The sequence below is a fragment of the Klebsiella sp. D5A genome, from assembly GCF_001620885.1.
Lineage (GTDB): Bacteria > Pseudomonadota > Gammaproteobacteria > Enterobacterales > Enterobacteriaceae > Klebsiella > Klebsiella variicola.
This window is the reverse complement of sequence record NZ_LOAR01000006.1, coordinates 306,903-319,243: the sequence shown is the minus strand read 5'-3', so window position 1 is coordinate 319,243 and position 12,341 is coordinate 306,903. Positions and strand designations below refer to the sequence as shown.

14 protein-coding genes and 1 pseudogene are annotated in these 12,341 nt (G+C 61.3%); 3 read left to right on the top strand and 12 right to left on the bottom strand.

Annotated features, from left to right (window positions below; genetic code table 11):
- Positions 1-12 precede the first annotated feature (12 nt).
- From hpaI to AS136_RS28630, 8 genes and pseudogenes are all read right to left on the bottom strand, one after another.
- The gene (hpaI, locus tag AS136_RS11100; protein WP_008807575.1) at positions 13-810 is read right to left on the bottom strand and encodes a 4-hydroxy-2-oxoheptanedioate aldolase; all 798 of its coding nucleotides are present in this window, start codon (positions 808-810) and stop codon (positions 13-15) included.
- A 10-nt stretch (positions 811-820) separates the two neighbouring features.
- Complete coding sequence (hpaH, locus tag AS136_RS11095; protein ID WP_002887487.1) at positions 821-1,624, bottom strand: 2-oxo-hept-4-ene-1,7-dioate hydratase; 804 nt, start codon at positions 1,622-1,624, stop codon at positions 821-823.
- Between the two features lie 108 nt (positions 1,625-1,732).
- A complete protein-coding gene (locus AS136_RS11090; protein WP_008807573.1) occupies positions 1,733-2,113 on the bottom strand; it encodes a 5-carboxymethyl-2-hydroxymuconate Delta-isomerase in 381 nt (126 codons plus the stop codon).
- Positions 2,114-2,122: 9 nt separating this feature from the next.
- On the bottom strand, positions 2,123-2,980 hold the full coding sequence (hpaD, locus tag AS136_RS11085; protein ID WP_009485358.1) for a 3,4-dihydroxyphenylacetate 2,3-dioxygenase: 858 nt from the start codon (positions 2,978-2,980) through the stop codon (positions 2,123-2,125).
- 1 nt (position 2,981) lies between these two features.
- A complete protein-coding gene (gene hpaE / locus AS136_RS11080) occupies positions 2,982-4,448 on the bottom strand; it encodes a 5-carboxymethyl-2-hydroxymuconate semialdehyde dehydrogenase (protein ID WP_008807572.1) in 1,467 nt (488 codons plus the stop codon).
- Positions 4,445-5,209: a fumarylacetoacetate hydrolase family protein gene (locus tag AS136_RS11075; RefSeq protein WP_008807571.1), complete on the bottom strand. Its 765-nt coding sequence runs from the start codon at positions 5,207-5,209 to the stop codon at positions 4,445-4,447. Before AS136_RS11075 ends, hpaE begins: the two co-directional genes overlap by 4 nt.
- Positions 5,206-5,838, bottom strand: coding sequence for a fumarylacetoacetate hydrolase family protein (locus AS136_RS11070; RefSeq protein ID WP_044649694.1), 633 nt, complete (start codon positions 5,836-5,838; stop codon positions 5,206-5,208). The genes AS136_RS11075 and AS136_RS11070 overlap by 4 nt, the downstream gene beginning before the upstream one ends.
- Before the next feature lie 58 nt (positions 5,839-5,896).
- Positions 5,897-6,061: pseudogene (locus AS136_RS28630) on the bottom strand (hypothetical protein).
- 64 nt (positions 6,062-6,125) lie between these two features.
- On the opposite strand from AS136_RS28630, the gene hpaR reads away from it, so the two are divergent.
- The gene (hpaR, locus tag AS136_RS11065) at positions 6,126-6,566 is read left to right on the top strand and encodes a homoprotocatechuate degradation operon regulator HpaR (RefSeq protein WP_002887503.1); all 441 of its coding nucleotides are present in this window, start codon (positions 6,126-6,128) and stop codon (positions 6,564-6,566) included.
- Positions 6,567-6,569: 3 nt separating this feature from the next.
- On the opposite strand, the gene AS136_RS11060 is transcribed toward hpaR, so the two are convergent.
- The 4 genes from AS136_RS11060 to AS136_RS11045 are packed head-to-tail and all read right to left on the bottom strand — an operon-like array spanning position 6,570 to position 10,126.
- Positions 6,570-7,832 carry an NAD(P)/FAD-dependent oxidoreductase gene (locus AS136_RS11060; RefSeq protein ID WP_044649693.1) on the bottom strand — a complete coding sequence of 421 codons (1,263 nt, stop codon included), beginning with the start codon at positions 7,830-7,832 and terminating at the stop codon, positions 6,570-6,572.
- Entirely contained in the window at positions 7,813-8,076 is a 264-nt protein-coding gene (locus tag AS136_RS11055) for a (2Fe-2S)-binding protein (RefSeq protein ID WP_039102812.1), read from the bottom strand. The genes AS136_RS11060 and AS136_RS11055 overlap by 20 nt, the downstream gene beginning before the upstream one ends.
- Positions 8,073-9,182 (bottom strand): NAD(P)/FAD-dependent oxidoreductase, encoded by a 1,110-nt coding sequence (locus AS136_RS11050; protein ID WP_063266772.1) that lies wholly within the window; start codon positions 9,180-9,182, stop codon positions 8,073-8,075. Before AS136_RS11050 ends, AS136_RS11055 begins: the two co-directional genes overlap by 4 nt.
- On the bottom strand, positions 9,179-10,126 hold the full coding sequence (locus tag AS136_RS11045; protein WP_048267419.1) for a 4-hydroxyproline epimerase: 948 nt from the start codon (positions 10,124-10,126) through the stop codon (positions 9,179-9,181). Before AS136_RS11045 ends, AS136_RS11050 begins: the two co-directional genes overlap by 4 nt.
- Positions 10,127-10,436: 310 nt before the next feature.
- Here AS136_RS11045 and AS136_RS11040 point away from each other — a divergent pair, with 310 nt between their 5' ends.
- Complete coding sequence (locus AS136_RS11040; protein WP_063266771.1) at positions 10,437-11,261, top strand: AraC family transcriptional regulator; 825 nt, start codon at positions 10,437-10,439, stop codon at positions 11,259-11,261.
- Between the two features lie 151 nt (positions 11,262-11,412).
- Positions 11,413-12,333: a dihydrodipicolinate synthase family protein gene (locus tag AS136_RS11035; protein ID WP_063266770.1), complete on the top strand. Its 921-nt coding sequence runs from the start codon at positions 11,413-11,415 to the stop codon at positions 12,331-12,333.
- Positions 12,334-12,341: the final 8 nt, after the last annotated feature.

Genomic DNA, 12,341 nt, shown 5'->3' with positions numbered 1-12,341 from the left:
CACATTATCCGTTCAATAGACGGATTTATTGTTATCGGTTGTGGTGGTTGCGGTGTGGGTAAAACGGGCCGCCAGCGCTTCTGCGCCGCGGGCCAGCAGGGTGGTATCGACGCCGACGGCGACGAACAGCGCGCCCAGTTCGAGATAGCGTTTCGCCAGCTGTTCATTGGCCATCAGGATCCCCGGCGCCTTGCCGGCCTGACGGATTTGCTGGATGGCATCTTCAATGGCGGCCTGCACTTCCGGGTGCTGTGGATTGCCGCCGTGGCCCATATCAGCGCTGAGATCCGCCGGGCCGATAAACACGCCATCTACCCCGTCGACATTGAGGATCTGCGGCAGATTTTTCAGCGCTTCGCGAGTCTCAATCTGTACCAGCACGCACATGGCGTCATTGGCCTGGTGGATATAATCCGGGACACGATTCCAGCGTGAGGCGCGGGCCAGCGCGCTGCCGACTCCGCGGATGCCGGCAGGCGGGTAGCGGGTGGCGCTTACCGCCAGCCGCGCTTCTTCGGCATTCTGCACCATCGGCACCAGCAGAGTTTGCGCGCCGACATCCAGCAGTTGTTTAATTTGTACCGGATCGTTCCACGACGGACGCACTACCGGCTGGCTGGGGTAGGGCGCAATGGCCTGCAACTGGGTCAGCACCGTTTGTACGTTGTTGGGCGCGTGTTCGCCGTCGATCAGCAGCCAGTCGAAGCCCGCGCCGGCCAGCAGTTCGGCGCTGTAGCTGCTGCACAGCCCAAGCCACAGGCCGATTTGCGGACGGCCGGCCTTGAGCGCCTCTTTAAATGCGTTGTTCATGTTGCTCTCCTCAAACAAAGCGGCAGCTGATGGCGCCCATGTTGCCGTAGTCGACGTGGAAGGTATCGCCCTTGCGCGCCGGGACCGGGCGGGTGAAGGAGCCGCCGAGGATAATTTGCCCGGCTTCGAGCTGGACATCGTATGGCGCCAGTTTGTTGGCCAGCCAGGCCACGCCGTTGGCCGGATGATTGAGCACGCCCGCGGCGACGCCGGTCTCCTCAATCACGCCGTTGCGATACAGCAGGGCGGAGATCCAGCGCAGATCCAGCTCGTCCGGTTTAATCGGCCGGCCGCCGAGGATCACCCCGGCGTTGGCGGCGTTGTCGGAGATAGTGTCGAACACTTTGCGCGGACGCTGGGTTTCCGGGTCGATGTTGTGGCAGCGCGCGTCGATAAGCTCCAGCGCCGGGATAACGTAGTCGGTGGCGTTGTAGACATCAAACAGCGTACAGTTCGGGCCGCGCAGCGGTTTGGCCAGCACGAAGGCCAGCTCGACTTCAATACGCGGAACGATAAAGCGGTCGGTGGGAATATCGCTGCCGTCGTGGAAGAACATATCGTCGAGCAGCGCGCCGTAGTCCGGCTCGCTGATCTGCGAGCTGGCCTGCATCGCTTTAGAGGTCAGGCCGATCTTGTGGCCTTTGAGCACGCGGCCTTCGGCGATCTTCATCTCGACCCACTCGCGCTGGACGGCGTAGGCGTCCTCAATGGTGATCGACGGATAATCCAGCGAGATCGCGCGGATCTGTTCACGCTGTTTTTCGGCCTGGTTCAGCCGCTGGGCAATCAGGGTACGGGTTTGTTTATCGAGCATAGTGATTCCTGTGGCATTGCATTGCCGGATGGCGCTTTGATTATCCGGCCTACAAATTCATGGCCCTTGTAGGCCCGGTAAGCGCAGCGCCACCGGGCAATTTGCACGTTATTTAAATAACGCGTGCACGTTGTTCTGTTTGTAGTTCAGCGTCGGGTCGAGTTCTTCCATGGCGAACGACAGCGCCAGATAGCGGCTCTCCATTAGCGCGGCAAAATGGGCTTTGATCAGTGCGAACAGCATATCTCCCACGTCCTGACGGCTCTCCAGACTGCGCCCGGCGCCGATCTTCAGGGTCATATGCACGAAGGCGTAATCCTGCTTGCCGTCGGCCATCTGCCAGGTATCGAGCCAGTGGGCGCGGCTGCGGATCCCGCCGATCGGAAAGATGCCGGTGGCGGCCAGCGCCTCGTTGACTTTGGCGAACAGGCCCGGTAAATCGGCCTGTTCACGGATATTGTCGGTACATTCGGCGATAAAATGCGGCATGGGGCCTCCTTACGCCTGCGCCGGCAGTGGGAACACGGCGTTGACCTGGCCGGTGCCGGAGCTGGCGAATAGCTCGGTGATAAACTCCACCTTGCCGTCGTATTTATCCCAACCCAGCAGACCGAGCAGCATCACCGTGTCGTGCATGTTGCCTTCGCCGTAGCAGTAGTCGGCGTACTCCGGCAGCATGGTGCAGAACTCTTTGAATTTGCCCTCCCGCCACAGCTTCACCACCCGCTCATCCATTTGATGGTCAAACTCGCGGGTATAGCTGTTCATGCCCTCTTCGGCGCGCTGGTCGTCGATAAAGCGATGCGACAGCGAACCGCTGGCCAGCACCGCCACGGTGCCGTCATATTTGTCGATGGCCTTGAGGATGGCCTCGCCCAGCTTGCGGCTGTCGGCAAAATCGTGAACGGTACAGAAGGCGGAAATGGACACCACTTTGAAATGCTTATCGCTATTCATGTAGCGCATCGGCACCAGGGTGCCGTATTCCAGCTTCAGGCTCGGAATATTGTGCGCTTTGGCGCGTACGCCAAGCTTGACGGCCTCGTCGGCAATCAGGTGACCCAGTTCCGGGTTGCCGTCGTAGTCGTAGGTCATGTCGCGAATAAAATGCGGCAGTTCGTTACTGGTGTAGACGCCCTGGAAATGGTCGGCACAGTTGATGTGGTAGGCGCTGTTGACCAGCCAGTGGGTGTCGAACACGATAATGGTATCGACGCCCATTTCACGGCAGCGCTTGCCAATTTCTTTATGTCCGTCGATAGCTCCCTGACGGCAGCCGTGGTTTTTCCCCGGCAGCTCAGACAGATACATCGACGGCACGTGAGTGATTTTTGCTGCTAACGCTAACTTACCCATATCAGACTCCCCATTTCGGGATCGGATGGTCGCCCATCGAGATGCAGACGTTTTTCATTTCGGCGAATACTTCAAAGCTGTATTCGCCGCCTTCGCGGCCGGTGCCGGAGGCCTTCACGCCGCCGAACGGCTGGCGCAGGTCGCGCACGTTCTGGGTGTTGACGAACACCATCCCGGCTTCAATACCGCGCGCCAGGCGCAACACTTTGCTGACGTCCTGGGTCCAGATATACGACGCCAGGCCGTATTCCACATCGTTCGCCAGGCGCAGCCCTTCCGCTTCGTCTTTGAACGGCAGCAGGCAGGCGACCGGGCCAAAAATCTCTTCCTGGGCGACGCGCATGCGGTTGTCGACATCCGCCAGTACCGTCGGGCGCAGGAAGTTGCCGGCTTTCAGATGCGCCGGCAGGTCGGACGGTTTATCCGCGCCGCCGGCCAGCAGGGTGGCGCCCTCTTCGATGCCGAGGCGAATGTAGCCGGACACTTTCTCCCAGTGCTGCTTGCTAATCAGCGCGCCGACCTGGGTATTCGGATCGGTCGGATCGCCCACGCGCAGGCGGTTGGCGCGCTCGGCGAAGCGCTTGACGAACTCCGGATAAATACTCTGCTGAATGAAAATGCGCGAACCGGCGGTGCAGCGTTCGCCGTTGATCGAGAAAATGGTGAACAGCGCGGCGTCGAGTGCGCGCTCAATATCGGCGTCTTCAAAAATCAGCACCGGCGATTTTCCGCCGAGCTCCATAGAGTACTTTTTCAGACCGGCGTTCTTCATGATGTTGCGGCCGGTGGCGGTGCCGCCGGTGAAGGAGACGGCGCGCACATCATGATGGCGCACCAGCGCGTCGCCGGCGGTGGCGCCATAGCCCTGCACCACGTTGAGCACGCCAGCCGGGATCCCGGCTTCCAGCGCCAGCTCGCCCAGACGATCGGCGGTCAGCGGCGACAGCTCGGACATTTTCAGCACCGCGGTATTCCCCAGTGCGAGACACGGCGCGACCTTCCAGGTGGCGGTCATGAACGGCACGTTCCACGGCGACACCAGCGCGCACACGCCAACCGGCTGCACGAGGGTATAGTTAAGCATCTTGTCATCGACCGGATAGGTCTTGCCGTTCATCTGCTGGCATACTTCGGCGAAAAATTCGAAGTTATGCGACGCCCGCGGGATCAGCACGTTTTTGGTCTGGTGGATAGGCAGGCCGGTATCGGCGGTTTCCATCGCCGCGATCTCCGGGACGTTCTGATCGATCAGATCCCCGAGGCGGCGCATCAGGCGCGCGCGCTCTTTCATCGGCAGGTTAGCCCACTTCGGGAAGGCCTCTTTCGCCGCCGCTACCGCCTGGTTGATTTCGGCTTCGCCGCCGGAGGCGACTTCAGCCAGTACCTCGCCGGTGGCCGGGTTGGTGGTATGAAAATAGTCTGCGCCGGCAACGTTTTTACCGTTGATCCAATGGTTAATCTTTTTCATGACAGTGTCTCCTCATACGCTTGCTGGCTGATGATATGGTTGACCAGGCGGCCCACGCCCTCGACTTCAACGATCACCTCGTCGCCCGGCACCACATCGGATAGCCCTTTCGGCGTGCCGGTGGCGATCATGTCGCCCGGTTGCAGGGTCATAAATTCGCTTAAATAAGCGATGAGGAACGGGATGCTGAAGATCAGATCGGCGGTGGTGCCCTGCTGGCGCAGTTCGCCGTTGACCCAGGTGCGCAGGGCCAGATTATGCGGATCCGGGATCGCCTCTTTGGCGACGATCCACGGGCCAATCGGCGTCAGGGTATCGCGGCTTTTGACCCGCAGGTTCGGGCGGTAGTAGTTTTCCAGGTAGTCGCGGATCGCGTAGTCGTTGCACACGGTATAGCCAGCGACATAGTCCATGGCCTCGGCTTCGCTGACGCGGCGCGCGGTTTTCCCGATCACCACCACCAGTTCGGCTTCGTAGTGCATGTATTCGACGTTATCCGGGCGTACCGACTGCTGCTGGTGGCCAATAAAGGTGTTCGGCGCTTTGATGAACACCAAAGGCTCGGTTGGCGGCTTAAATTCCAGCTCGCTGGCGTGGTCGGCGTAGTTCAGCCCCAGCGCGAACAGCGTGCCGTCGGCGGGCGGCAACCAGCGGAATTCGCCTTCTTTCAATACCGTGCCATCGTTCAGGCGCACCTGGTCGCGTTCATCGACCAGCACGTCGCGTACCTGTCCCTGCCATTCAATGCGTGCCTGTTTCATGCCAGCTCTCCTTCTGCGACAACCGGGTTTTCCAGCGCCGGGAATCCGTCGGCGAGAATACGTACGCGGTCGCCGGGGCGCAGCGTGACGCGAGAGTGGGGCGTGCCGATAAGGATCGCGTCGCCGGGATTGAGGGTGGCGAACTCGCTTAAGGCGCTCAGCAGCTGCGCGGCGTTACGCTGCAGCTCGCCGGTATGCCAGCTATCCGCCTCGCGGCCGTTGATTTCGGTGATGATGGTCAGGTTATCGACGTTACGCACCGCCGACAGCGCGCCGACGGGGCAGAAGCCATCGCGGCATTTCGCCTTGATCGCCGGGCGATAAAAACTCTCTTCCGGCAGACTCACATCGTTAGCCAGCGCGTAGCCGGCGATATAGTTCGCTGCCTCTGCCGCCGCCACTTTACGCGCGGTTTTGCCGACAATCAGCGCCACCGTCGCGCCGCTTTGTACGGTCTCGCCCTGCGGATAGGGGATCGCCTCGCCGTCGCCAATCACGGTATTGCGCGGCTTGATAAACCAGACCGCGGTTTTCGGCGGCGTCTTGTAGGGGGCCTGTTGAAACGCTTCGCGCCAGGCGTCGAGCTGGCTGCGATGATTGAGCGCAACGGCGAAGATGGTACCTTTCATTCACCACTCCTCTGGTACTGATTTCGGATTTAAATGCATTTCATTAATATGTTAATGATCATCTTTTATGCTTTGCGGCCAGGTTTAGCAACTGGAAGTGAATGTTTTGTGATCGGATTAACACAATATTTACACATCAATAACTTATTGGTTTTTAATCAATGAGTTGACTGTTTTTCAGGAAGAGGCTGGTACTTTTCAGGTGCAGAAACCGGTTGTACATGGCAGGATTAAAGCTAATTATTAAGTTGTTAATAAGTTTTGGATGAGGCTGTAGAGGGGATACTATGCATGATTCATTAACCATTGCCTTGTTGCAGGCGCGTGAGGCGGCGATGGCCTACTTTCGGCCGATCGTCAAACGGCACAATCTCACCGAACAGCAGTGGCGGATCGTGCGAATTCTCGCCGAACGTCCGTCGATGGATTTTCACGATCTGGCCTTTCGCGCCTGCATCCTGCGCCCCAGCCTGACCGGGATTTTGACGCGCATGGAGCGGGATGGGCTGGTGCTGCGCTTAAAGCCGGTTAACGATCAGCGCAAGCTGTACGTCTCGCTGACGCCTGCCGGAACCGCGCTGTATGAAAGCGCTCAGGCCGAGGTGGAAGAAACCTATCGTCTGCTGGAGGCCCAGTTTACCACGGAAAAGCTGCAGCAACTGACCTCGCTGCTGGAGGAGTTTATTGCGCTTGGCGTCCCTGCCGGGCGCGGTGATGAAGAAGAGTAGCGGTTACGGCTCGGCGCTCGGCCGGGCGAGGGCAATAAGCGTTTCCGCGCGGGCGGGGGCCAGCGGTTCTCTTGGCTGCGGCAGCGGCCAGCCGTACAACCAGCGGGCGCTGGCGGCGCAGGTGCGCCCCTGACAGGCGCCCATTCCGCAGCGCTGGGTCAGTTTGGCCTGCGGCCAGCCTCCGGCGGCCGCCACATCGCCGCAGCGTACATCCTCGCAGCGGCACAGCAGGCTCTCCGGCGTTGCGGCGTCTTTCAAGGATTCCGTCAGCCGGAAGGTACGGTTGATTGCTTCGGCGAAACGCTGCCAGCGGGCGCGGCGGGTAAATAACGCCTGCGCTTGCTGGCTGGCCCCGGCGGCGGCATACCCGGCGATTTCGCCCTCCGCCAGCGCCAGCTCGCTACCGCCGAAACCGGTGCACTCGCCGGCGGCATAGATATCCGTGACGCTGGTCTGCTGCCAGCGGTTAACCTGGATCGCCTCCTGTGCCGTGGCGCAGCCAAACAGCAGCCCCGTCTCGATATTGGGTATCAGCCCGTAGCCGATAGCCAGCCGATCGCAGGCGATAGTTCGCTCGACGCCGCGCTGGCGAAGCGTAACGGCTTCCAGCCGCGTTGCGCCGTGAGCGCGGATCGCCTGCGCGCCGCTCAGATAGCCTTTCGGGGCCAGCGTCGCTAACTGGCGCAGCTTCTGCGGCCAGCGCCACAGCCCGCTGGCGAAGCGCAGTAGCGCCGGGAGCGGCGCTTGCTCAATGATATTCGTCACGTCGCCTCCGGCCTTGTTCACCGTATCCGCCACCGCCAGCAGTAGCGGACCGCTGCCGGCAATCACCACCTTTTCTCCTTTCAGCGACAGGCCCTGTTTGATTTGCGCCTGCAGGCCGCCCGCGCCGGTCACGCCGGGTAAGGTCCAGCCGGGAAAGGGCAGCGACAGCTCGCGCGCGCCGCAGCAGAGGATCAGTTTCTGCCAGCAAACCACGCCGCCGCCGTCGGCGGTTTCAAACAGCACGCTGTGCGCGGAGGGGCGGGCAATCAGCCGCGCGCCGTTCACTACCCGGATGGCGGCAGATGCGGCGATGGCGTCGCGGTAGCGCCGGGCCAGGGCGGGCTGCGTCGCCTGCGGACCGGCCCGCCAGATTTGCCCGCCAGGGGCGGGATTATCGTCGAGAATAATCACCTGTTTATCGCAGGCGGCGGCGGAGAGCGCGGCCGCCATGCCGGCGGGGCCGGCGCCGAGGATTAAAATGTCACAGCGCAGCGTGTTCATCGTGGCTCCTTTCTATTTGCATACCGGCCCGGCACAGGGTCTGGCAGGCCAGCACCCGTAGGCCATCGACGGTGACCCGGCACTCCTGGCAGACGCCCATGCCGCAAAACGGCGCGCGGAGATCGCCGTTAACCGCCTGGCGGGTGGTGGGGTCGCCGGTCAACGCCAGCGCCGCCGCCACGCTAATGCCTTCCGGCACCGTCAGCGCTTCGCCATCAATGGTGATAGTGAGCGTGGCCTTCATGCAATCGCCTCCTGTTGACACAAACGGGCCGGGAGCCAGGCGTCGGACGCCACTGGGCAGCGTTCATCGAGGATCTGCGCCGCCAGCAGTTCAGCTGTGGCCGGAGCGGTGGTGACGCCCAGCCCTTCATGGCCCAGCGCCAGCCATAAACCACGGCGGGTGGGGTGCGGGCCGATCAGCGGGTTGCCATCCTGCGAGGCGGCGCGCAGGCCGCTCCAACAGCGGATGATATTCAACGTCGCCAGCGCCGGAACGAAATGGCGGGCGCGATCGAGCATCTGCGCCAGCAAGGGCAGATCCAACTCGCGCTCACGGTTATCAAACTGACGCGAAGAGCCAATCAGCAGCTGGCCGGTTGGCCGCGGCTGAAGGTTAAACGCCACCGAGGTGCCGCCGCCATGGGCGCTGGCGCCGTAACCCAGCTCAACCAGCTGGTGATGCACCCGCGTCCGGTAGCGATCGGTAATCGCCAGTTGGCCTTTTTTCGGTCGCAGCCAGTTTTCCGCTAACAGCGCGTTGGCTTCAAGTCCGCAGGCCACCACGATGGCCCGCGCCTGTAGCCGTTTGCCGCTGGCGAGCAGCACCTGCGGTTCGGTAATCGCCTGCGCGCTGTCGTGCAGGCAGGTGAGATGGTCTCCGGCATCGGCCATCAGCCAGCGGGCGACGTTTGGCGCGTAGACGATACCATCGCCTGGCACCCACAGGCCGCCCGCCAGCCCGCCGCGCAGCAGCGGCTCGCGCCCGGCGATCTGCTGCGGGGTCTGGCGTTCGCTGGGCACCTGATAGCTGGCCAGCCGCCGCTGTTTGTCGCCAGCCACGGCCATCTCTTCTTCGCTTTCCGCCAGCCACAGCGTGCCGCAGCCGCGCCAGGCGCAATGGTCGGGCATCCGTGGCGTGATAGCGCGCCAGCGTTCCAGCGACCATGCCGACAAGGCAAGCTCGGCGGGGTCGTCATCCATGCACACCAGATGGCCCATACCGGCCGCCGTCGCGCCGGGCTGACCGTCATCGATAAGCGTCACGCTCTGCCCCCGCTTCGCCAGCTGCCACGCGCAGGCGGCGCCGATGATCCCGGCGCCGATCACGATGACGTCGCACTGCTTCACGGCGCGATCCCCCAGCAGAAGGGATCGTCAGGGTTGAGGATCAACTGGTTGTCTCCACACACCCAGGCTTCGCCGCGGATCGTTGGGATGATGCCTTCCGCGGTGCGCTGGTAGCTGGCGGTAAACTGGCTGCCGATGATGCTGGCCTGACGCCAGATTTCCCCCGGCTGCAGCTTGCCATCCTGCGCCAGGCAGGCCAGCTTGGCGCTGGTGCCGGTACCGCACGGCGAGCGATCCCAGGCCTTTCCCGGACAGAGTACGAAGTTGCGGCTGTCGGCGGTATCGTCATCGGCGAAGAGTTCGATATGGTCGATAACGCCGCCGTCGTCGCCGCGGATCCCCGCGGCTTCCAGCCCCTCGCGCACTGCCCAGGCGTAGGCGGTGAGCTGTGGAATATGTTCGGGGGTAATGGCGAACGGGTGGTCGTTAATCAGGAAAAACCAGTTGCCGCCCCAGGCAATATCGCCGATGACGGGACCATGCGCGGTCTCAACGCGGATCTGTTTTTTCCAGCGGCGGGCCGGGACGTTTTGCACCGATACGCTGCCATCGTCGTGCAACGTAGCGCTTACGTCGCCGACCGGTGTTTCAATCAGATGTACGCCGGGCTGGATACGCCCAAGCCAGGCCAGCGAGGCGATAAGCCCGATTGTGCCGTGGCCGCACATATTCAGAAAACCGGCATTGTTGAAGAAAATCACGCCAGCGGTAGCCGCCGCCGAGACCGGTTTGCACAGCAGCGCGCCGACCAGTACGTCATTACCGCGCGGTTCGAGAATGGCCGCCTGACGCCAATGGTCAAAGTCGCGGGCGAAGCGGTCGCGGCGCTCCGCCATGCTGCCATCGCCGAGGTCGGGGAATCCGTCAACGATCAGGCGGGTCGGTTCGCCGCCGGTGTGTGAATCAATAGCTCTCAACGTAACAGGGGGGCGTGGCGCGGTCATCAGGCTCTCCGGAAGTTAACAACATGTTTCATCATGCTGGCGCAACCTTTCCCGACCTGCTTGAGCGCTTTCGTCAGAGAAAATGACGAAATCTGCACAGTCATGAGCGCGGTATATTTCTATTTCACATAGTTATTTCTTATTAATCATTTGCTTAATGCTGTGGTAAACCGAAAGTGACCATTGCGCCAGTGGCTAAATCAGGGGAAGGCGTAAAGCGGATCCAGGATCGCAAAACCGAGGGATGCTGCTTGAGGTGTTAACGGAAAGTGAATAAATATCCTTCGGTCACTTACCATGAGGAGGCCTTATGATCGGTGTTTCTGATGCGGCGCCGCCGCGCGCGGTTAACCAACCTGAGCTGGCCGTCGATGAACTGAGCCAGATCTGCGAAGGGCTGGCGCGCCAGCGGCCGGAAAATATGCAAGCGCTGCTGAATGCGCTGGCGCTGATTGCGCCCCTGCTCAATGCCATTCCTAATGTGGTCTTTTTTATCAAAGATCGTCAGGCGCGCTATCTGCTGGCGAACCTGACGCTGGCCCGCCGCTGTGGTTTCAAAAGCGTCTCCTCGCTGCTGGGCAAAACCTCCGCCGATGTCTTTCCTTCCGCGCTGGGTCAGGGTTATACCGAACAGGATCTGCGGGTGTTGCGCGAAGGTGTGACCCTGCGCGATCAGCTGGAAATGCATCTCTACAATGGCCGCGAGCGCGGCTGGTGCCTGACGCAGAAACTGGCGCTGCGCGATGTCCGCGGGCAGGTGATCGGCATGGCCGGGATCTCGCACGATCTGCAGGAGGCTCATGCCCGCCATCCGGCGTGGCAGCGGCTGGCGATCGTCGACGATCATATCCGCCGCCATTATCACCGGCCGATCGCCATGGAAGAATTAACCGCCTTAAGTGGGATGTCGATTGCGCAGATCGAACGCTACTGCAAACGGATCTTTCATCTCACTCCGCGGCAGATGATCCACAAAGTGCGGCTGGAAAAAGCGACCGAACTGCTGGCTGGCGATACGCCGATTACCGATATCGCCCTGCAGTGCGGGTATACCGATCACAGCGCCTTTAGCCGCCAGTTCAAGGCGATGACCGGCTCGACGCCGCGCGATTTTCGCCTCACGCTGCTCGGATAAACGCTGGCTCACACTTTTGCCGACTGTGCTAATTTCGTCATTGTATTGAGGGAAAACCGACAAGCCGCCGGTTCCGCGACACGTCAATCTGTCAGTGAATATTCACCATTCATTCACTTCGACTTAACAAAATGACGACAAGGAACCGAGCATGAGCAAAAAAGCGATTCACTGGAGCGGCGTATTCCCGGCGGTCAGCACGCAGTTTCGTAGCGATTACTCCCTCGATTTAGACGCCACTCACGCGGTGATGAAAAACCTGGTGAAAGATGGCGTTTCCGGGCTGGTGGTATGCGGCAGCGTGGGTGAAAACACCTCGCTGAGCACCGATGAAAAACTACAGATTATCGAGGTGGCGAAGGATGCCGCCGGCGGCAAAATTCCGGTCATCGCCGGGGTGGCCGAGTTCACCACCGCCTTCGCCCAGAAAATGGCGAAAGAGGCGGAGCGCGTCGGCGTCGACGGGATCATGGTGATGCCGGCGCTGGTCTACTCCTCAAAACCGCATGAAACCGCGGCCCACTTCCGCAGCGTGGCGAGCGCTACCGACCTGCCGATTATGGTCTACAACAACCCGCCGATTTACAAAAACGACGTGACGCCGGACATTCTCGCCACCCTGACTGACTGCGACAACATCGTCTGCTTTAAAGACTCCTCCGGCGATACCCGCCGCTTTATCGACCTGCGTAACACCGTTGGCGACCGCTTCGTGCTGTTTGCCGGGCTGGATGACGTGGTGGTGGAAAGCATCGCCGTCGGCGCGGAAGGCTGGATCTCCGGAATGTCCAACGCCTTCCCGCGCGAAGGGGAAACGTTATTCCGTCTCGCCCGCCAGCAGCGTTACGAAGAGGCGATGGCGCTGTACCGCTGGTTCATGCCGCTGCTGCATCTCGATGCGCGTCCGGATCTGGTGCAGTGCATCAAGCTGTGTGAAGAGTTGCTGGGCCGCGGCAGCGCCATTACCCGTCCGCCGCGTCTGGCGCTGGAAGGCGAAACGCGCCAGCAGGTGGTGGCGATCGTTGAACAGGCGCTGGCCACTCGTCCGACGCTGCCGGATGTCGACCTCTGAGTACAGGA

What these genes read in the sequence shown, in the direction of transcription:
- hpaI (WP_008807575.1), bottom strand. Translation starts at nt 810, where the DNA reads ATGAACAACGCATTTAAAGAGGCGCTCAAGGCCGGCCGTCCGCAAATC.
- hpaH (WP_002887487.1), bottom strand. Translation starts at nt 1,624, where the DNA reads ATGCTCGATAAACAAACCCGTACCCTGATTGCCCAGCGGCTGAACCAG.
- AS136_RS11090 (WP_008807573.1), bottom strand. Translation starts at nt 2,113, where the DNA reads ATGCCGCATTTTATCGCCGAATGTACCGACAATATCCGTGAACAGGCC.
- hpaD (WP_009485358.1), bottom strand. Translation starts at nt 2,980, where the DNA reads ATGGGTAAGTTAGCGTTAGCAGCAAAAATCACTCACGTGCCGTCGATG.
- hpaE (WP_008807572.1), bottom strand. Translation starts at nt 4,448, where the DNA reads ATGAAAAAGATTAACCATTGGATCAACGGTAAAAACGTTGCCGGCGCA.
- AS136_RS11075 (WP_008807571.1), bottom strand. Translation starts at nt 5,209, where the DNA reads ATGAAACAGGCACGCATTGAATGGCAGGGACAGGTACGCGACGTGCTG.
- AS136_RS11070 (WP_044649694.1), bottom strand. Translation starts at nt 5,838, where the DNA reads ATGAAAGGTACCATCTTCGCCGTTGCGCTCAATCATCGCAGCCAGCTC.
- hpaR (WP_002887503.1), top strand. Translation starts at nt 6,126, where the DNA reads ATGCATGATTCATTAACCATTGCCTTGTTGCAGGCGCGTGAGGCGGCG.
- AS136_RS11060 (WP_044649693.1), bottom strand. Translation starts at nt 7,832, where the DNA reads ATGAACACGCTGCGCTGTGACATTTTAATCCTCGGCGCCGGCCCCGCC.
- AS136_RS11055 (WP_039102812.1), bottom strand. Translation starts at nt 8,076, where the DNA reads ATGAAGGCCACGCTCACTATCACCATTGATGGCGAAGCGCTGACGGTG.
- AS136_RS11045 (WP_048267419.1), bottom strand. Translation starts at nt 10,126, where the DNA reads ATGACCGCGCCACGCCCCCCTGTTACGTTGAGAGCTATTGATTCACAC.
- AS136_RS11040 (WP_063266771.1), top strand. Translation starts at nt 10,437, where the DNA reads ATGATCGGTGTTTCTGATGCGGCGCCGCCGCGCGCGGTTAACCAACCT.
- AS136_RS11035 (WP_063266770.1), top strand. Translation starts at nt 11,413, where the DNA reads ATGAGCAAAAAAGCGATTCACTGGAGCGGCGTATTCCCGGCGGTCAGC.